Genomic DNA, 19,031 nt, shown 5'->3' with positions numbered 1-19,031 from the left:
TCACCCTTCACCGTGCTCGCCCGCGTCCCCCGGCATTCTGCTGCATCAGGACGGCGAGGACCACCACGACACCAGTGAAGTTACTCACGGGTAACTAGGCGGGGTCGGCGATGACGACCCGGTTCTCGGCGTAGCCGGTCTCCCCGCCGACCCAGCGGCCGCCACAGGTGACGAGGACTATCCGATGTGGACCGGACTGGCCGAACAGCTCGTCCGCCCGCTGCGGCAGTTCGTTCTTCTTCAGCGTGATCAGCTGGGAGACCTTGTACTGCCAGGACTTGCCCGCCTTGTCGACCACTGTGACCGTGCCGCCGATCCGCTCGGTCCACAGCTCGGCGAACGGACCCGTCGCGCCCTTCCAGTTCACGTGGCCCGCGAACACGCTCGCGCCGGTGGCCGCGCTCAGCTCGGCGCCCCACCAGGTCACCTCGCCGAGATTCTCCGGCACGGGAAGCTCCGCGCCCGGCCCGAGTTCCTTGCGCACGAGTTTCGCGGCACCGCCCGCGGGCAGCCGGATCGTCCCCGGCCGCTGCGGTTTCGGGGCTTCGGGCTTCTTCGACACCGGCGGAGTGGCCGTCGGAGTCGTGGGGACGACGTCCGGCGGAGGCGGGACCTCCTGTTGCGCGGGCGCGGCCGGAGCGCCGCCCGCGACCGAGACGGAGACGGCCTGGGCCGTCCCCGTCACCACTGTCGTCGGCGGCCAGATGAGCAAGGCCGCGACGAGGTCCGCGCACAGGACCGTGACGGCTCCCAGCGCGAACCCGCGTCGTACTGACATCCCAGAACCTCTTAGCGTCGCGAAGACCGCCGCGCGGCCACGCCCACCATCAGCGAACCGAGCAGCGCGAGCGCGCCGACGCCGAGGATGCCGGCGGTCGACGCCGAATTCTCGACGGTGCCCTGCATCATCGCCACCGGCCGGTCGCCGGCGGGGATGGTGCGCGGTACCTCGTTGGGCGTGTTGGCGACCTTGAGCGCCAGCGTCTCACCCGGTTCGACCTCACCGCAGGCGGATGGCGGATTCTTCGGGTCGAACGCGTTGGTGTAACCCGGCGGCGCGCTGACCTCGACCACGCAGATCTCCTGCGGGGTCCGCAGGTTCTCCACGATGACGGTGCCGTTCTCGCCTTCGGTGGTGACGACGGCGGGTTTGCCGTCGGCGCCGTTGAGGGGTTTGCCGTCGTGGCCGATCGCGGCCGTCGTCTTGTCCTTCGCGGTGATCCGCAGCACGGCGCCCGCCACGCCCTTGTCGGTCTTCGCGTCGACCTTCGTCACCTGGACCTTGCCCGGCTTCGAAACGACCGCGACACCTTGGGCCTTCAGTTCCTTCTCGCCGCCGGTCGAGACGACCTTCTGCACGCCGGTCTTGACGGGGAACTGCACGTACGGCCGGTCCGCCGGGGCGGACAGCGAGCTGGCCAGCTTCGGCTGGTCACCGGTCGGCGTCACCTTGACCGTGACGGTGCCGTCCTCGCCCGTCTTCACCGTCGTGGCCTTCTCGGCCTTGGCGTTGGATGTCGACGCGGGCTTGGTGCTCTCGCCGCTGTCGACGGTCGCGTTCGACGGCGTGAGCTGCACGGGCACGCCGGAGACGCCCTTGCCCTTGGCGTTCTTGACGCTGATCGTCCACTCGCCGGCGGTGCCGATGTGCTGGTCTTCCTTCGGCGGCGTGATCGCGGTGGTCCACGGGCCGCGGTTCGCTTCGGCGTCCTTGGTCAGCTTCTCGACGGCCGTGGCGCCTTCGGGGAACTGGGCCTTCAGCTTGTCGAGATGATCTTGGATCTTGTAGCCGATCTTGTTGGAAGGCAGCTCCGGGTCGGTGTCGGCGTCGGATCGCGGCTTGGCCGTCCAGGAATGGAGCAGGTGAGCGAGTGCGGCGGCTTCGGCGTTGTCCTGCGTGCCACCGTAGCGAAGCAGCAGGTAGGAGATGTTGGCCGCGATGTCCGCGGGCAGCTTCTGTCCCCACTTGTCCAGCAGCTCGTCGCCGGGCTTGTACTCCTCGTTCGTGTCCGGCGCCTTCTGCTGGAAGCTCACGCAGAAGACGTGCTTGCCGTTGACGACGTAGGAACCGAGCCAGTCCTTCTTCGGTTTCACGTCCTTGTAGGGCTGGCCGGGTGTAACCCCGAAGCCGATGCCTTCGTTGTCGGCGGCCGAGGCCGGTGTCACCGCGACGGTGGCGGACAAAGCGCCTAGCAGGCACGTCGCGATCAGGCTGGTCAAGGCGCGCGAACGCACGCTCGGGCGTGTGGTCCACCCCATGGTGTGTTGACTCCTTTGGCCGTGCTCCGCCCCGGCGCATTTACGTCGGCGCAGGTCACACGATCGATAGGTTCCCCGACACGCCTTCGGTGACTATCCGAACACGTAACGTGGAGGGTGGCGGGTGATCAGCGGTTTTGGCAATACGGCATCAGGTGGGGTATCGGTGAACGGTCGGTGATCTCCACCGCATACGGTGTGGGGGATGGGCGTCGCGCCGATTGTGAGTAAAGTCGTCTTTACTTCGACGGGAACCGGGCGGCCCACGCGGTCGTTGAACCCGATGCAGGTGCCAGTAGATCCAGGAGGATCAGGTGCGATCCAGTAGCAACCCGGCGTTCCGGAACCTGCCGCGTGGCGCGGCGCAGTACGGACCCAACGTAGGCTTCAACCAACCCCAGGGCGGCGTGCCCGGCTACGGCCCTCCGCAGACCTCCGCCGGCGCCGACGACCGTCCGATGACCGTCGACGACGTCGTCATCAAGACGGCGCTGAGCCTCGGCACCGCGCTGGTGACCGGTGTGCTCACCGCGATCTGGGCGATCAGCCAGCTGCCCGTGGACGCCGCGGGCCGGATCACCGGTATCAGCGGCGGCGTGATCGGCGCGCTCGTCGGCGGCATGATCGTCGGCCTCGTGATCTCGCTCGTGATCATCTTCAAGCAGAAGCCGAGCGGTCCGCTCACGCTGGCGTACTCGGCCGCCGAGGGTGTCTTCCTCGGTGCGATCAGCGGTCTTTTCGAGGCGCTGTACCCCGGTATCGCGCTGCAGGCGATCATCGGTACCGCGGGTGTCTTCATCGCGATGCTGGTCGTCTACAAGACCGGCGCGGTCAAGGTCACCCCGAAGCTGACGAAGTGGATCATCGGCGCCGTCGTCGGTGTCGCGATCCTGATGCTGGTCAACCTCATCACCAGCTTCTTCGGCTTCAACCCGCTGCGTGACGGCGGGCCGATCGCGATCATCTTCAGCCTCGTGGTGATCGGTGTCGCGGCGTTCAGCTTCCTGCTCGACTTCGACCAGGCCGACCGGATGATCCGCGAAGGCATGCCGTCGAAGTGGGCGTGGTTCGCCGCCTTCGGTCTCATGACCACCCTGGTCTGGCTGTACCTCGAGATCCTGCGGTTGCTGTCGTACTTCCAAAACGACTGATCCGGGCTTTCGCGAAAGGGCGCTCCGAGCGATCGGGGCGCCCTTTTTCGTCGCCGCGAATACGCTGACCCCATGACCGAGCACAGTGGCGAACCCGCCAGGCCGAAGCGTTCCAAGTGGTTCTGGGTCGGCCTCCTGGTGCCGGTCGCGATCGTGGTGCTGAGCGCGTCGTCGTGGATCGTCGGCTACCTCTCGAACACCGACGACGTCCGGGTGGGGGACTGCTACGCGGTCACCACTTTCGGTGACATCGGCGAGGATCCGGTCAAGGCGGACTGTGGTTCGGCCGAGGCCAACGCGAAGGCCGGCGCGAAGACCGACGCGGGTGGCGCTTGCCCCGCGGGCGAGTATGACCAGCTCACCGTCGACAAGACCTTCGCCTCGTACAAGCTCTGCATGATGATCAACGCCAAGCAGGGCGACTGTCTCGAGAACTTCCTGGCCGACAGCGTGGCCTACCAGAAGGTGCCCTGCTCGGATCCCGCGCGGGACGCGGAGGTCCTGAAGGTGGTCGACAGTGTCGCGACCTGTGACGACACGGACGCGACTCACCTCAAGAGCTACTCGACACCGCCCTCGACGGTCTGCGTGAAGAGCACCAAGTAGCAAGGGACCTTTGCTACCGCAGCCATCCGGCACTGCGCGCGCCGCCGTTCGTCGCACAGAGTGGGACGCGCTGCGACCGGGCCGCCACCGGTCCTAACGTTGCTCGTCCCCCACCCCGCCGATCGACCTGGAGTCCTGGTGGCGACGACCGAAACCCAAGCCGGCGAGAGGAAACTTCTCGACTTCCCGACCTCCTGCGCCGCCCCGGTCCCGCGACCGGAGGAACCGGTCAAGGTCGTGCCGCTGGCGGTCGCGGGTGCCCTCGCGGTCGGGCTGACCTGGTACGTCTGGGCCGCGCACGGGGCTAAATTCGGTGTCCTGCTCATCCTCGGCCTGCTGCTCGGCCTCGCGCTCTTCCACTCACGTTTCGGGTTCACTTCGGCCTGGCGCCAGCTGATCGCGGTCGGGAACGGCCAGGGCCTGCGGGCGCACACGCTGCTGCTCGGCACGGCGGCGACGTTGATCGCGCTGATCGCGGGCACCGGATCCGGGCTCTTCGGCAGCTCGCCGAATCCGACCGCGGGTGGGCTTGGGCTCGCGCTGTTCGTCGGCGCGACGATCTTCGCCATCGGCATGCAACTGGGTGGCGCGTGCGCTTCGGGAACGCTGTTCGCGGTCGGCTCCGGGCAGTCGACGATCGTGCTGACCCTCGGCGGTTTCATCACCGGGTCCGTCCTCTGCACGTGGGCGTATCCGCTGCTGTCGGGCTGGCCCGAATTCAAGGGCATCCTGCTCGCCGACCATGTCGGCTGGTTCGGTTCGTGGGCGATCACCGTCGCCGTCCTCGCCGCGATCGTGCTGGGGACCCGGTTCGTGCAGAAGCGCCGCAACCCGCCGCCGGTCGACGTCGTGCCGACCGCGCGCGGTTTCGCCCGGATCTACCGCGGCTCCTGGCCGATCCTCGTCGGCGCCGTCGTGCTCGGGGTGCTGGCGGGCGCGGTCTTCCTGGTCTCCGGCGGGATCTGGGGTGTCACGAGCGCGTTCAGCCTGTGGGGCGCCAAGATCCTGCAGGTGTTCGGCCTGCACCCCGAGACCTGGGAGTTCTGGCGGATCAAGGCGAACGCGGCGTCGCTGGCGGGGCCGATCTGGAAGGACAAGAACAGCCTCACCGACATCGGCATCATGATCGGCGCGGGTGTCGCGGCCGCGGCGGCGGGCGCGTGGAAGATCCACAGTTCGATCCCGTGGCGGACCGCGGTCGCCGCGGTGCTCGGCGGGATCCTGATGGGCGTCGGCGCGCGGATGGCGGGCGGGTGCAACATCGGTGCCTACCTCGGCGGCATCTCGGTCGGCAGCCTGCACGGCTGGCTGTGGGGCGTCTTCGCGCTCGGCGGCACCTGGATCGGGCTGAAGCTGCGACCGCTGTTCGGGCTCGGCAACCCGGCTCCCACGGACAGCATCTGCTGATCACTCTTCGTGACAAGACGTATGCGGGTCTGCCCTTTAGGCCTGCATGCGGGGAAAAGGTTGGCAGGTAAAACCCGTGTTCGGCTACCCTCGGCTACGTACTGAGCTTGCGCATTAATGCACAAGCTCGTTTGGGGAGCTCGGCGCGAGGCCGGGCGTCGATTCCGTAGTCGCGACCGCGGGGGGTTGTCGCGTCCCGGGGGACACTGAGCATCAGGGACGGATTTTTCATGTCAACGCAAAGCCCGGCCGCACCGGGCGGCGACAAACTCGACGCCGGCGTGCTCAAGATCGCCGGCGTCGTCATCCTCGGCGCGATCATGGCGATCCTCGACACGACGGTCGTCAACGTCGCGCTCCAGAAACTGACCATCGAGTTCCAGACCTCGTTCGACACCATCCAGTGGATCGCGACCGGCTACATGCTCGCCCTGGCGACGGTCATCCCGATCACCGGCTGGGCTTCGGACCGGTTCGGCACCAAACGGCTCTACATGACCGCGATCGGGCTGTTCCTGATCGGGTCGATGCTCGCCGGCATGGCCTGGGACGTCGAATCGCTGATCGTCTTCCGGGTCCTGCAGGGCTTCGGCGGCGGCATGCTGATGCCCGCCGGCATGACGATCCTGACCAGGGCCGCCGGACCGCACCGGATCGGGCGCGTGATGGGCGTGCTCGGGGTGCCGATGCTGCTCGGCCCGATCGGCGGCCCGATCCTCGGCGGCTGGCTGGTCGACGCGGTGAGCTGGCGCTGGATCTTCTACATCAACGTGCCGATCGGCCTGATCACCATGGCCATGGCGTGGCGCCTGCTGCCGAAGGACCGGCCGGAGCCCAGTGAACGCTTCGATTTCCTCGGCATGCTGATGGTCTCGCCCGGCCTGGCGGCGCTGATCTTCGGTGTTTCGAACATCCCGGCGGCGGGCGGTGTCGGCGCGGTGGACGTCTGGCTGCCCGCGCTGGCCGGGATCGCGTTGCTGGTGGCGTTCGTGGTCCGGGCGAACCGCGTGGCGAACCCGCTGCTCGACCTGAAACTGTTCAAGAACCGGTCGTTCTCCGTCGCCATGGTGACGATGACCTTCTTCTGCGTCGCGTTCTTCGGCGCGATGCTGCTCCTGCCGACGTATTTCGTGCTGGCGCGCGGCGAATCGGCGATGAACGCCGGTCTGCTACTCGCCCCGCAGGGTGTCGGCGCGATGCTGACCATGCCGATCGCGGGCCGGTTCGCGGACAAGATCGGCGCGCGGAAGATCGTGCTGCCCGGTCTCGTGCTGATGCTCGCCGGCCTGATCGCCTTCACCCAGATCACCGCGGCGACGCCGTACTGGCTGCTGCTTTCGGCGCTGTTCGTGATGGGGCTCGGCATGGGCGCGACGATGATGCCGATCACCTCGGCCGCGTTGCAGACGCTCAAGTCGGAGGACATGGCGAAGGCGTCGACGGCGACGAACATCCTGCAGCAGACCGCCGGGGCGATCGGTTCGGCGGTGCTGTCGATCATCCTGGCGGCGCTGCTCGCCGGGAAGTTCGGTGTGCCGACGGCGCAGGGGCAGCTGGCCGCGACGGCCGCGGTGATGAACCCTGCGACGCGCGAAGCGGCTTCGGGGCTGACCGCGGACGCGTTCTCGACGACGTTCCTGTGGTCGATGATCCTGCTCGCGCTGTGCCTGATCCCGGCGGCGTTCCTGCCGAAGACCAAGCCCGCGCTGCCGGAGGGCGCGGACGGCGAGGTCGCCGCGGTCCCGCCGATCATGACCCACTAGGCCCGAAAGGGAGCAAGGGACCTTTGCTCGCGTCGGTTAGTGCACTAACGAACGCGAGCAAAGGTCCCTTGCTCCCTTTCCGCAGGTCAGCGGGTCAGGAGAGGCGCTCCAGGACCATCGCCATGCCCTGGCCGCCGCCGACGCACATCGTCTCGAGCCCGAACTGCTTGTCGTGGTGGCGCAGCGAGTTGATCAGCGTCGAGGTGATCCGGGCGCCGGTCATGCCGAACGGGTGGCCGACGGCGATCGCGCCGCCGTTGACGTTCAGCTTGTCGAGGTCGATCCCGAGGTCCTTGTAGGACGGGATGACCTGCGCGGCGAACGCCTCGTTGATCTCGACGAGGTCGATGTCACCGATGGACATCCCGGCGCGGGCGAGGGCCTGCTTCGACGCTTCGACCGGGCCGTAGCCCATGATCTCCGGCGACAACCCGGAAACGCCGGTGGAGACGACCCGGGCGAGCGGCGTGAGGCCGAGTTCCTTCGCCTTGGTGTCGGACATGATGATCACCGCGGCCGCGCCGTCGTTGAGCGGGCAGCAGTTGCCCGCGGTGATCCGGCCGTCGGGGCGGAAGACCGGCTTGAGGCCGGAGACGCCTTCGAGGGTGACGCCGGCGCGCGGGCCGTCGTCCTTCGAGACCACGGTGCCGTCCGGCAGGGTGACCGGCGTGATGTCCTTGGCCCAGAAGCCGTCCGCGATGGCCTTCTCGGCGAGGTTCTGCGAGCGGACGCCGAACTCGTCCATCTCCTCACGCGAAACGTTCTTCAGCCGCGCCAGGTTTTCGGCGGTCTGGCCCATCGCGATGTAGACGTCCGGCAGGGCGCCGTTCTCGCGCGGGTCCGTCCAGCTGTCGGCGCCCTCGGCCGCCACCTGCGCGGTGCGGGCCTCGGCGTCGGCGAACAGCGGGTTGTGCGTGTTCGGCCAGGAGTCGGAGCTTCCGTTGGCGAAGCGCGACACGGTCTCGACGCCGGCGGAGATGAACACGTCGCCTTCGCCGGCCTTGATCGCGTGCAGCGCCATGCGGGTGGTCTGGAGGCTGGAGGAGCAGTACCGGGTGATCGTGCAGCCGGGCAGGTGGTCGTAGCCGAGTTCGACGGCGACGGCGCGGCCCATGTTGAAGCCCTGCTCGCCGCCGGGGAGACCACAGCCCAGCATGAGGTCTTCGATCTGCGTCGGGTCGAGTTCGGGGACCTTGTCTAGCGCGGCGCGGACCATCTGCGCGGCGAGGTCGTCCGGGCGGATGCTCACCAGCGATCCCTTGCCGGCGCGGCCGATCGGGGATCGGGCGGTGGAGACGATGACGGCTTCGGGCATGGAACGACACTCCCTTGTTTTCGATCCAGACGCGCTAAGCGGTTGCTCACCTCGCATCCTCCACCGGAGGAAGGTGCGGGTCAAAGGCGAACGCGATCCACGCCACTCTTTACGACGACACCCCCTTACGCCGGAGTTCGAGCAGGCACATCGCGACCTGCGGCGTTTAGGCTGTGAGTGTGGAATACGTCGAGCACATCGTGGACCTCGTGGGCAACACCCCTCTGGTCAAGCTGAACGCACTGGCCGAGGGGCTCCAGCCGCTCATCCTGGCCAAGGTCGAGTACGTCAACCCCGGCGGCAGCGTCAAGGACCGCATCGCGCTGCGGATGATCGAAGCCGCGGAGCGGTCCGGCGAGCTGAAGCCCGGCGGCACCATCGTCGAGCCGACGTCCGGCAACACCGGCGTCGGGCTGGCCATGGTGGCGCAGCGCAAGGGGTACAAGTGCGTGTTCGTCTGCCCGGACAAGGTCAGCGAGGACAAGCGCAACGTGCTCAAGGCCTACGGCGCCCGCGTCGTGGTCTGCCCGACCGCGGTCGCGCCGGAGCACCCGGACTCGTACTACAACGTCTCCGACCGCCTCGTGCGTGAGATCGAGGGCGCCTGGAAGCCGAACCAGTACGCCAACCCGGAGAACCCCGCCAGCCACTACCACTCGACCGGCCCGGAACTCTGGCGCCAGACCGAGGGCAAGATCACGCACTTCGTCGCGGGCGTCGGCACCGGCGGCACGATCTCGGGCACCGGCAAGTACCTCAAGGAGGTCAGCGACGGCCGCGTCCAGGTCATCGGCGCGGACCCCGAAGGCTCGGTGTACTCCGGCGGGTCCGGGCGGCCGTACCTGGTCGAGGGCGTCGGCGAGGACTTCTGGCCGGACACCTACGACCGGAACATCGCCGACCGGATCATCGCGGTGTCGGACGCGGACTCCTTCGACATCACCCGCCGCCTCGCGCTCGAAGAGGGGCTGCTCGTCGGCGGCTCGTGCGGCATGGCCGTCGCCGCGGCGCTCAAGCTCGCCGAGGGCCTCGGCCCGGACGACGTCGTCGTCGTGCTCCTGCCCGACGGCGGCCGCGGCTACCTCACCAAGGTGTTCAACGACAGCTGGATGTCCTCCTACGGTTTCCTGCCGCCGGACTCCAGCGGCCGGACCGTCGGCGACGTCCTGACGAAGAAGAGCGGCTCGCTCCCCAGCCTGGTGCACAGTCACCCGAACGAGACCGTCGCCGAAGCGGTGGCGATCCTTTCCGAGTTCGGCGTCAGCCAGATGCCCGTGGTCAGCGCGGAACCGCCGGTCATGGCGGCCGAAGTCGTCGGCGCGGTCAACGAACGCGATCTCCTCGAGGCGCTCTTCACCGGCAAGGCCCAGCTGGCCGACCGGCTCGAGCAGCACATGTCGCCGCCGCTGCCGACCATCGGCGCCGGTGAACAGGTGAGCGTGGCGATGAACGCGCTCTCGGGCGCGGACGGCGCGCTGGTGCTGGTCGACGGCAAGCCGGCGGGGGTCGTCACCCGGCACGACCTGCTCGCGTTTCTCGCGGGACGGTAAAGAGGCATTTCATCGGATGGTCGGGCCGGGGCGTTACGAGCGGCCCGACCGGCTATCCGATAGCGTGTCCGGTGAGTTGAACTTTTATGTCCTCGTCAAGGGGGTTCAAGACCCAAATGAGTGCTCCGCAGCCACCGAATCAGCCTTGGGGTGGCGCCCAGCCACCGCAGGGACCCCCGAGTGGCCCTCAGCCGCAGCAAGACAACCCGTTCGGTTCCCCGGAACCGACCCAGGTGGTGCAGCCCGGCCAGCCCGCCCAGCCCGACTACGGGCAACCGCAGTACGGGCAGCAGCCCTCCTATGAGCAGCAGCCCCAGGGAGGCGGGTTCGGCGACACGCCGGAGCCCACGCAGGTCGTGCAGCCGGTCCAGCCGGGTTCCAACGACGCGAACGCGACCCAGGTCGTGCAGCCGGTGAGCGGCGGCGGGGAAAGCCCCACCGCCGAGTCCACCCAGCTCGTGCCGCCGGGTTCGCAGCCGCCCGCCATCCCGTACGCCCCGCCGCCGAGCGCGGCCGACAACCCGTCCGCCGGTGCCTACGGCGCCCAGGGTGGCGGCTTCGGTCAGCAGCAGGGCTTCGGCCAGCCCCAGCAGGGCGGCTTCGACCCCTCGCAGGGCCAGCAGCCTGGTTTCGGCCAGCCGCAGCAGGGCTTCGGCGGACCGCCGCAGGGCGGCTTCGGCCAGCAGCCCGGTTTCGGCGGACCGCCGCAGGGCTACAGCCCCGCCGCCGCGGGCGGTGGCGGCGGGAACCCGATGTTCGGGTTCATCGCCGGCGGTGTCGTGGCGTTGCTCGGCCTGATCGCCTTGATCGTGTCGTTCGTCTACTTCGGTGACGCGAGCGACTACTCGAAGGTCTTCGACAGCGCCCCGAACCAGGAACAGATCGACAAGTTCCTCGACGAGGCGGGCGTGGCCGGTCCGGGCGCCACGTGGTTCTACGTGATCATGCTTCTGGTCGGATCGCTCGTTTCGCTCGCCGGTGGTGTCGGGCTCGCCCTCGCGGGCAAGCTCCCGGGCACGGTGAAGAAGATCGCGCCGATCGTCGCCGCCGCCGGTGGCGCGCTTCTGGTGCTGTTCGGCGTCCTCCTGCTCGTCGGTTCGACCCCGTCGTCGGACTTCCTGGAGAAGCTGCCGCCTTCCGCCAGGGAAGGCGCCGGTATCGGCGGTGGCCTGCTGCACCTGCTCCTCGGCATCGTGATCCTGATCGTCGGTGTGCTGGGCCTGATCCCGGCGACCGCGCAGTTCGTGGGTCTCAGTGGCGGCGGTTCGGTGCTGGGTGCCCCGCAGAGCGGCCAGCCCGGCGGTTTCGGCGGTCCGCCGCAGGGTGGCTTCGGCCAGCCCGGTCAGCCGGGTCAGCCTGGTCCGTACGGACAGCCGCAGGGTGGCTTCGGCCAGCCCGGTCAGCCGTCTTCGGGTGGCTTCCCGCAGCCGGGGCAGCAGCCCGGTGGCTTCGGGCAGCAGCCCGGCCAGCAGGGTCCGCCCAGCGGCGGGTTCGCCCAGCCGGGCCAGCAGCAGGGCGGCTTCGGTCAGCCTCCGCAGCAGCCCGGCGGTTTCGGGCAGCAGCCCGGCCAGCAGGGTCCGCCCAGCGGCGGTTTCGGCCAGCCGGGCCAGCAGCCCGGTCAGCCCCCGCAGCAGTGGTGATTCACCACCACTGAACGGTTTCGTTCGGAACACCCCCGGCACTCGCCGGGGGTGTTTCCGTTTAGCCGGGGGTATCCCGATTCGCCTGCCGTGGCCAGGTCCCGCGGGCTAGGGTGAGCGCCGTCAACCCACACCTGGCCGACGGGAGCGACGTGACCGGTCCGTACGGATATCCCGCCCAGCAGCCCGGACCGCCGGTTTTCGGATATCCCGCTCCGCAGGCCCGGCCCTCCGGGGCGACGGCGATCATCGCCGCGGTGCTGGGCCTCGTCGGTGCCCTCGCGTCGGGCTTCATCCCGATCCGCTACTTCATCGAGCTCCCGTCGGGGTTCAGCCTCTCGAACCTGCCGGGCTTCGCGCTCGTCGAGCTGGTGCTGTACCTGCTCGCCGCGTTGTTCCTGCTGATGGGCGCGTTGACGACGTTCTTCCGGTCGCTGATCGGCGCCATCCTGCTGATCCTCGGCTCGCTGCTCGCCATCCTGGCCGTCGTGCTGGAACCGATCGCTTTCCGCGTGCCGTACCGGATCCACCTCGACATCCTGCTCCGGTTCGCGACCTTCGACGGCGTCCTCCGCCTGGCCATGGTCGTGTTCGGGCTGCTCGCGCTCCTGCTGGCTGTGCTCCCGCCGACCTTCAGGTACCTGCGCTGGCGGCCCGCGCCGGTGCAGCCGTACCGGCCGCAGAACCAGTTCCCCCAGCAGGGCGGATGGTGAGATCCGGCGTACTTCACGGCCCAGGAATTCGACAGGGGGAGACATGACCTTCCAGCAATACCCACCGCAGGGCTATCCGGCACCCGGTGCCTACCCGCCGCCGATGCGGCAGCCGAGCGGTGCGACCGCGATCATCGCCGGGATCCTCGCGATTCTCGGCGGGCTCTGGTTCCTCGCCGGGCTGGCGTCCCACGTCATCGAGCTGTCCCACTACGTCATTTCGTTCCTGGTGGTCGGGGCGGCGCTGGACCTCGTCAGCACGGCTTTGCTCTTGGGCGGCGGGATCATGCTGCTCCTGCGCAAGCGGGCCGGACGGGTGCTCACCGTGATCGGAGCCGCGTCCGCGATCGGGTTCGTGGCGCTGACCTTCCTGCTCCGGGCGATCGGGCATTTCTACTTCTCGTACGGCGGGGTGAGCCTGCACTTCGGCTTCGGCTGGCTCCTCTTCGTGGTCCTGATCCCGGCGATCGCGACCCTTGTGCTGGCGCTGGTCCCGCCGACGGCGCGCTGGCTGGCGGCCAAGCCGAAGACCGACGGCGCCGTGCAGCCGCCGAACTTCGGATACCCGCCGGCTCCCGGTGCCCAGCAGCAGGGACAGCCACCCGGGCAGTGGTGAGTTCGATCCCAGACGATGGGATCCCGCACGGGTGGTCGTACCCTTGACCGTATGGCCGACGATTACTCTCTGCTGGGCTTCGAGACGCGCGCGATCCACGCCGGGCAGACCCCTGATCCCCGGACCGGCGCGGTCATCGTGCCGATCTATCAGACCTCGACTTACGCGCAGGACGGCGTCGGCGGCACGCGCGAAGGCGACTACGAGTACTCCCGCACCGCGAACCCGACGCGCACCGCGTTGGAGGTCGCGCTGGCGGCGCTCGAAGGCGCGCGGCACGGTCTGGCCTACGCGTCGGGTATGGCGGCCAGTGACGTCCTGCTGCGGGCGACCCTCCGGCCCGGAGACCACCTCGTGCTCGGCAACGACGCGTACGGCGGCACGTTCCGGCTGATCGACAAGGTGCTCAGCCTGTGGGGCGTCGAGCACACGGTCGCCGACCTGGGGAACATCGACGAGGTCCGCGCGGCGATCCGGCCGGAGACGAAGCTGATCTGGTGCGAGTCGCCGACGAACCCCATGCTGGGGATCGCCGACATCGCCGCGCTGGCCGAGGTCGCGCACGGCGCCGGCGCCCGCCTGGTCGTCGACAACACCTTCGCCACCCCGTACCTGCAGAACCCGCTTTCGCTGGGCGCCGACGTCGTCCTGCACTCGACGACCAAGTACCTCGGCGGGCACTCCGACGTCGTCGGTGGTGCGATTCTGACGAACGAGGACGAGTTGCGCGAACAGCTGTTCTACCTGCGCAACGCGGCGGGCGCGGTACCCGGCCCGTTCGACGCGTGGCTGACCCTGCGCGGGGTCAAGACGCTCGCGCTGCGGATGGAGCGGCACAGTGACAACGCCGAACTGATCGCCCGGATGCTGCTGAAGCACCCGAAGGTCGATCGTGTCTACTACCCGGGCCTGCCGGAGCACCCCGGCCACGAGGTCGCCTCGAAGCAGATGCGGCGCTTCGGCGGGATGATCTCGTTCACCCACATCGACGGCGAGCAGGCCGCGCTCGACGTCGCGTCGAAGACGAAGCTGTTCATCCTCGCCGAGTCGCTGGGCGGGATCGAATCGCTCATCGAGCACCCGGGGCGGATGACCCACGCGAGCACCGCCGGGTCCACCCTGGAGGTGCCGGACAACCTGCTGCGGCTGTCCGTCGGCATCGAGGACGGCAGCGACCTGGTCGACGATCTGGCCAAGGCCCTGGGCTGACCGCCGCCGAGCCCAGGGAGCGAGCAAGGGACCTTTGCTACCGCTCTCCCCGGAGGGCAGGAGGGTGTGCGGGAATAGAGACGTTGAGTGTCCTTATTTCCCCACGCCCCTCACCCCGCGTAGCGACGCTGACCGACCGTGTGGGTTTTGGGACGTCAGCTGTCCCAAAACCCACACAGTGACCCGTGGGCCGAGCCGGGCCGCTGCGCGCGTGGGAGCAAGGGACCTTTGCTACCGCTCGCTTAGCCAAGCTAAGCAAGCGGTAGCAAAGGTCCCTTGCTCTGTTCGCGCTGGTCAGCGCGGTGTGGTGGGTGGAAGCGCCCGGCTATGGGCGGTAGTTGCTGGGAGTGACGCCGCTCTTCGCGTCGGCCTCGTGGGAAGTCCCCTTTGGGGCGGCCGGCAGCTCGGAGCCGTCGACGCAGCCGCCGACGAGTTCGATGTGGTTGTCGTGCCGGATGTACTGGCCCGGATCCACGCAACCGGCGCGGTCGACCGTGTAGACGGCGGCGCCGGTCAGCAGCGCGGCCGAGGTGAGAGCCAGCACGACCGGGAGCATCCCGGCGGAACGGGTCGCCCGGACCCTGCCGATGTTCCCCCGTGCCATGTGCGCTCCCTGGTCGCCTTCGCCGCCGCCGTCAAGAGTACCCGGACCGTGAACCTGTCACGTGACGTATCCGTCAGGTGGCATGATCCGGCCTCGAATCACCCGCGCAGCACCGGGTCCTAAGTGGACGGTTGACCGGTGATCGCGGCGACCGCGAGTTCGCGTTCGGGCTCTCCGACCTCGGGCAGGGTGAACCGCAGCGCCCGGATGTGACCGAGCAGCTCGGGATCGGGCGCCACGTCGTGCTCACGCAGGTAGTAGGCGACCGCGCCCGGCCAGTACCACCGGCCGTCCGTGCGGAAGTTCAGCGGCACCAACGGTTCCCTGTCGGGATCGAAGGCGTCGGCGTCGTAACTCCGTGACGCCAGCACGACCGGGGCACCGTCGAGGTACTCCAGCACACGGTCCCGCTCAGCCGGGGAAAGCTGCTCACGGTTCACCATCGGGCGCCCGGACTCGTCGAGACCGTCGTAGACCCGCGGCGACTTCAGCGCCTCCGGGGTCTCGGCGAGCGGAGTCGCCACCGAAGGCTCGCCCGCCGGTGCGATGTCGAGCCCGGCGCGCTGCCGCAGCCACGGCGGGATGCTCTGCTCGGCGCGGGGGAAGAACCGCAGTTCGTCCTGGAAGCCGATCGGAGGCGGCGCCTGCCGCCACGGCGGCTCCACGTCCGCGAGGAAGTCCGTGCTGAGCACGGTCGCCGAACCGTAGACCAGGATCGCGCTCAGCCACGTCCCGCGGCCGGGCCGGTACATGCCCGCCCGCAGGTTCCCGAGCAGTTGCACGGCTTCCGGACTCGGCTGCACCGGACGCGGCAGACCGTCCTGACCGGTGACGAGCAGGTCGACCTCGACGTGCCTGCCCGCCGCCCGGTACTCGACGCGCATCTGCTGCCAGCCGGGCGGCAGCGGCGTCGCGAGGGCATGGCCGATCTGCCAGACGAGCTGCTGTTGCTGCTGCTGGTTCAACGGCCCCTGTGGCTGGCTCATCCCCTCATCCTTTCAACACCTTCGTGGCGGCGGCTTACGTCGACATCTCGCCGACCCGGGTGCCGTCCAGCAGGTGAATCGGCAGGTAATCCGATTCGACCTCGATGGTCACCCCGGCGTCGTGGGCGAGACAGGCGATGGCAAGCGGCCCCAGCGCGACGAAGCCCTCGGGATCCCGCAAGCGCTCTTCGTCGGCGGTCCAGTATCGCTTGTGCAGTTCCAGCGCGTTGGCGAGTGAGTCGTTGAACTTGGCGTCCTCGCGTTGGGTCAGGAGGTAGAACATCTCCATCGGCGGATAATAGAGCTGAAGGACGGGAGCGGCTTCGAAGCGTTCCAGCCGCTCGGGGTCGGTGCCGCTCATCGCCTCCAGCACCGTGTCGATCAGGTTCTCTTCGCCGCGCCAATAGCTCTGGAGGGCGCGTACCCAGGAATAGAGGAACTCGTCGTACTCGTGGCCGGATTCGCGGAGCAGGTCGATGGGAATACCGGCCAGCAGGTCGATCCGCGGGCGCTCGCGGCAGATCATGGCCAGATACAGGGCGGTCAGCCAGTTCGCGGCGTTGGTGTCGGTGGTAGGGCCGGTCGCCTGCCGCCGGATCGTCTCGTCGCCGAACCGGAACTCGACGTCGCCATCCGTACTGCTCGCGGCCTGGAAGAGAGCGGCTGACGACTGCATTGCCCGGATCAGTGCGTACCAGGTGTCGGCCCAGGCGGCCCTCGGGTCGTTCGCGCAGCGGTTGCCGAACTCGGACAGGGATCGCGACATCGCGAAGCCCGGGCCGAGCGGAATCTCTTCGATGTCCTCGCGTACCTCATGGGCGCGGGCCACGAGAAGCTCGACGGTCTCCTCTGCGTTGGGCGCATCGACGTCATGCCGGGCGATAGTGCGCACGAGGTGTCACTCCCTGCGGTTCTTGGGCGGACGTGGCGTCAGGTCGAATTCCTTCAGGTTATAGCCACCGTACACCGGTCGTTTCAGGTTCTTACCCGGGTTATCGGGGTCGGGAATCGGCTTCCCGGCGGGGTCGAGCACGTCTTCCTCGCGTACTCGGGCCCTTGCGACCGAGTACTCCAGAGTGCCCCTGCGCTGGGCGCGGTCGATATCCATGGCGAGCGCCTTTTCCGCGGGCGTGCCGTTGTTCTCCATGTTCTTGGTGATGCTTTTGACGTACTCCGGGTGGCCCTGTTCGTAGCGGAGTTTCCCGGCTCCCTCGCGGACGCCGAGCCCGGCGTTGGGACCCTTCGCCTCGACGATGACGATATGGGTCTCACCCGTGTGCTTGTTCTTGACCTCGTAAATCTGGTCGAACCGGCCCGAGCCGGGCTTTTGGCCGTCCCGGTGGGTGTTGTCCCCGTGCCGATCGGTCGGCAGCGGTGTGCGCTCGTAGTCCTTGTCCGGATACTTGTCCCGGATCGCGTCTTCACCGGCGTGCTCGCCGAGTTCTTCGCCCTTGTCGGTCCGTACTCGGTGGGCGTCGCTGCGTTCCTTCTCGATCTCTTCGGTGAGCGTTCCCTTTTCTTTCGCGTCCTGATAGTCGGATTCCGCGGTCTTGGCGCGCTCGTTCGCCTTCGCGCGTTCGTCGATGAGTTTCTGCGCGTCCTCTTTTTGTTTCGCCGAGGCTGGGTGTTCGACTTCGCGATCCCTGTGGTAACGCGATTCCTCGAAATCGTCCGACTTCGGCGAGAACTTTTCACCATCCGGCTTGGACGGGTTCTCTTGAATCTTCGGCACGCGTTCGTCGGTGGCGTCGGGCTGGTCCGCGTTCTTACGCGTGTACGAACCGTCCTTGTGCGGTCCGTCGTAGTACTTGGCGCGGTAGTCCGGATCGTTGATCTTTTCCTGCATGGTGGCGCGAGGTACCCGGTCCCGGCGCTCGATATCGACCTCTTCGTCCGGAATCTCACGACGGCCGCGGTCGCGGGCGCTGTCGGCGTCCACGTCCTGCTTGTCCGCGTGCGAGGTGTCCGGGGTGAAGCCGTCGTCGCTCGCCCGGCGGGCGGTGCCGTCGGGGCTGTGGACGTCCCATTCGCCGTTCGGCGGGATCTTGGGCCGGGGACGGCCGTCGGGGCCGATCTCGTAGTCGGACGAGAAGACGCGCCCGTTCGAGTCGGTCCAAGCCGGCTTGCTCGGCGCCATCACCTCGGTGTCGAGTTCCCGCGACAGACGGCGCGCGAAGTCGTTCGAGCCGGCGTCACAGCCGATCAGGCGGATCGGGCGACCGTCGTAATCCCCGTTGCGCCGCAGGATGTCCGCGAACTCTTCCGGGGTGTAGGTGCGGTTGCCGATCCGGGCGTGCCCGTCCGGCGTGACGTGTACGTCGACGGTGTAGCGGCCGTCCGGATCCGGCTTGACCCGGTGCGGCAGGTCGCCCATGTCCGAGTCGCCGCGGTGGTACGAGCTACCCGCGGGGGTGCTCTCCGAATGCCGCTGGTTGACCTCGTCGGGCGTCAACGGACGATCCGGCTCGCCGTCCGGGCCACGGTCGTGCGGCGTGCTGTCGGGATGCCCGTTCGGGTCCGGGCGCGGTCCGTGCCCGTCGGGTCCGTGCCCGTCCGGCGAATGCGGCGGCCCGGAGTGGCCACCGGGGCCGCGGCCGCCCGGACCGGTGTTGCCGGGGCCCGTGCCGCCGGGCCGGTTGCCCGGGCCGTGGGTGCTCGGTGAGCCGGTGTGCGGCTGGGCGCCGGGGCCGAAGTCGTTGCCACGAGCGACCGGCTGCGGCTGATGCGGCTGGTTCGGCCGTCCACCGGGACCGGTCTGGCCGGGTCCGCGGCTGGGGCCGGTGTGGGTGTCAGGGGTGCGCGGGGCGTTCGTGTCCGGGGTGCGCGGCGAACCGGGCGTTCCCGCCCAGCCGCCACCCTGCGGCCTGCCGCCGGGCGAACCCGGGGTGCCGCCGGGGGCGCCACCCGGAGCGCCTTGCGGCGGCATGCCGCCGGCGATCGGCTGGCCCTGCGGCGGGACACCATGCGAAGCGTCGCCACCGGGACCACCGCGCTGAGAAGGCGCGTGTGACGGGCCGGCGTCGCCGAGGCGGGGTGCCGTGGGCGCGGTGCCGCTGGTCGTCGTTCCGCTGTCGGTCGGCCGGGTGGGGCCGCCGCCGTCGTTGCCGCCGTGGTGGCCCGGTGACGGGTCGGACCGAGGGGTGGGCGAACCGCCGCCGTCGCCGCCGTGCGTCCGGGGCGAGCCGCCGCCGTCGCCTGTGTGGCTGGGGGTG

Annotated in this window: 15 protein-coding genes and 1 pseudogene; 9 read left to right on the top strand and 7 right to left on the bottom strand. The window is 68.9% G+C overall.

The window, feature by feature from the left end; genetic code table 11:
* Nucleotides 1-94 precede the first annotated feature (94 nt).
* Nucleotides 95-778, bottom strand: a complete 684-nt coding sequence (locus AC069I_RS21100; protein ID WP_478226213.1) for a class F sortase — start codon at nucleotides 776-778, stop codon at nucleotides 95-97.
* Between the two features lie 11 nt (nucleotides 779-789).
* Nucleotides 790-2,259: a SpaA isopeptide-forming pilin-related protein gene (locus AC069I_RS21095; protein ID WP_478226214.1), complete on the bottom strand. Its 1,470-nt coding sequence runs from the start codon at nucleotides 2,257-2,259 to the stop codon at nucleotides 790-792.
* Nucleotides 2,260-2,573: 314 nt separating this feature from the next.
* Between AC069I_RS21095 and AC069I_RS21090 the strand changes: the two genes are divergently transcribed.
* The 4 genes from AC069I_RS21090 (at nucleotide 2,574) to AC069I_RS21075 (ending at nucleotide 7,186) form a co-directional block, all read left to right on the top strand.
* Nucleotides 2,574-3,410 (top strand): Bax inhibitor-1/YccA family protein, encoded by an 837-nt coding sequence (locus AC069I_RS21090; protein WP_340687070.1) that lies wholly within the window; start codon nucleotides 2,574-2,576, stop codon nucleotides 3,408-3,410.
* Nucleotides 3,411-3,482: 72 nt separating this feature from the next.
* Complete coding sequence (locus AC069I_RS21085) at nucleotides 3,483-4,016, top strand: LppU/SCO3897 family protein (RefSeq protein WP_478226215.1); 534 nt, start codon at nucleotides 3,483-3,485, stop codon at nucleotides 4,014-4,016.
* Nucleotides 4,017-4,154: 138 nt separating this feature from the next.
* Nucleotides 4,155-5,423 carry a YeeE/YedE family protein gene (locus tag AC069I_RS21080; protein WP_478266224.1) on the top strand — a complete coding sequence of 423 codons (1,269 nt, stop codon included), beginning with the start codon at nucleotides 4,155-4,157 and terminating at the stop codon, nucleotides 5,421-5,423.
* A 230-nt stretch (nucleotides 5,424-5,653) separates the two neighbouring features.
* Complete coding sequence (locus AC069I_RS21075; RefSeq protein WP_478226217.1) at nucleotides 5,654-7,186, top strand: DHA2 family efflux MFS transporter permease subunit; 1,533 nt, start codon at nucleotides 5,654-5,656, stop codon at nucleotides 7,184-7,186.
* A 94-nt stretch (nucleotides 7,187-7,280) separates the two neighbouring features.
* Here the strand turns inward: AC069I_RS21075 and AC069I_RS21070 are convergent, their stop codons facing one another.
* Nucleotides 7,281-8,501 (bottom strand): acetyl-CoA C-acetyltransferase, encoded by a 1,221-nt coding sequence (locus AC069I_RS21070; RefSeq protein ID WP_478234753.1) that lies wholly within the window; start codon nucleotides 8,499-8,501, stop codon nucleotides 7,281-7,283.
* A 179-nt stretch (nucleotides 8,502-8,680) separates the two neighbouring features.
* Here AC069I_RS21070 and AC069I_RS21065 point away from each other — a divergent pair, with 179 nt between their 5' ends.
* From AC069I_RS21065 to AC069I_RS21045, 5 genes are all read left to right on the top strand, one after another.
* Nucleotides 8,681-10,051: a cystathionine beta-synthase gene (locus AC069I_RS21065; RefSeq protein WP_219148392.1), complete on the top strand. Its 1,371-nt coding sequence runs from the start codon at nucleotides 8,681-8,683 to the stop codon at nucleotides 10,049-10,051.
* Between the two features lie 233 nt (nucleotides 10,052-10,284).
* Complete coding sequence (locus AC069I_RS21060) at nucleotides 10,285-11,691, top strand: hypothetical protein (RefSeq protein WP_478266223.1); 1,407 nt, start codon at nucleotides 10,285-10,287, stop codon at nucleotides 11,689-11,691.
* 152 nt (nucleotides 11,692-11,843) lie between these two features.
* Complete coding sequence (locus AC069I_RS21055; protein WP_478226220.1) at nucleotides 11,844-12,404, top strand: hypothetical protein; 561 nt, start codon at nucleotides 11,844-11,846, stop codon at nucleotides 12,402-12,404.
* A 43-nt stretch (nucleotides 12,405-12,447) separates the two neighbouring features.
* Nucleotides 12,448-13,020, top strand: a complete 573-nt coding sequence (locus AC069I_RS21050; protein ID WP_478226221.1) for a hypothetical protein — start codon at nucleotides 12,448-12,450, stop codon at nucleotides 13,018-13,020.
* Nucleotides 13,021-13,071: 51 nt separating this feature from the next.
* Entirely contained in the window at nucleotides 13,072-14,229 is a 1,158-nt protein-coding gene (locus tag AC069I_RS21045) for a cystathionine gamma-synthase (RefSeq protein ID WP_340687078.1), read from the top strand.
* Nucleotides 14,230-14,554: 325 nt separating this feature from the next.
* On the opposite strand, the gene AC069I_RS21040 is transcribed toward AC069I_RS21045, so the two are convergent.
* The 4 genes and pseudogenes from AC069I_RS21040 to AC069I_RS21025 form a co-directional block, all read right to left on the bottom strand.
* Nucleotides 14,555-14,833, bottom strand: coding sequence for a hypothetical protein (locus tag AC069I_RS21040; protein ID WP_478226222.1), 279 nt, complete (start codon nucleotides 14,831-14,833; stop codon nucleotides 14,555-14,557).
* A gap of 119 nt (nucleotides 14,834-14,952) precedes the next feature.
* A complete protein-coding gene (locus AC069I_RS21035) occupies nucleotides 14,953-15,819 on the bottom strand; it encodes a ferredoxin (RefSeq protein WP_478266222.1) in 867 nt (288 codons plus the stop codon).
* Nucleotides 15,820-15,853: 34 nt separating this feature from the next.
* Entirely contained in the window at nucleotides 15,854-16,711 is an 858-nt protein-coding gene (locus AC069I_RS21030; protein WP_478266221.1) for an immunity 49 family protein, read from the bottom strand.
* A 6-nt stretch (nucleotides 16,712-16,717) separates the two neighbouring features.
* Nucleotides 16,718-19,031 (bottom strand): annotated as a pseudogene (locus tag AC069I_RS21025) (hypothetical protein); the annotation flags it as partial.

The organism is Amycolatopsis sp. NPDC043885 (genome assembly GCF_056435685.1).
This window is presented reverse-complemented; position numbering and strand designations above follow the sequence as displayed.

Coding starts and splice junctions, on each gene's coding strand:
- AC069I_RS21100 (WP_478226213.1), bottom strand. CDS start 778: ATGTCAGTACGACGCGGGTTCGCGCTGGGAGCCGTCACGGTCCTGTGC.
- AC069I_RS21095 (WP_478226214.1), bottom strand. CDS start 2,259: ATGGGGTGGACCACACGCCCGAGCGTGCGTTCGCGCGCCTTGACCAGC.
- AC069I_RS21085 (WP_478226215.1), top strand. CDS start 3,483: ATGACCGAGCACAGTGGCGAACCCGCCAGGCCGAAGCGTTCCAAGTGG.
- AC069I_RS21075 (WP_478226217.1), top strand. CDS start 5,654: ATGTCAACGCAAAGCCCGGCCGCACCGGGCGGCGACAAACTCGACGCC.
- AC069I_RS21070 (WP_478234753.1), bottom strand. CDS start 8,501: ATGCCCGAAGCCGTCATCGTCTCCACCGCCCGATCCCCGATCGGCCGC.
- AC069I_RS21050 (WP_478226221.1), top strand. CDS start 12,448: ATGACCTTCCAGCAATACCCACCGCAGGGCTATCCGGCACCCGGTGCC.
- AC069I_RS21045 (WP_340687078.1), top strand. CDS start 13,072: ATGGCCGACGATTACTCTCTGCTGGGCTTCGAGACGCGCGCGATCCAC.
- AC069I_RS21040 (WP_478226222.1), bottom strand. CDS start 14,833: ATGGCACGGGGGAACATCGGCAGGGTCCGGGCGACCCGTTCCGCCGGG.
- AC069I_RS21035 (WP_478266222.1), bottom strand. CDS start 15,819: ATGAGCCAGCCACAGGGGCCGTTGAACCAGCAGCAGCAACAGCAGCTC.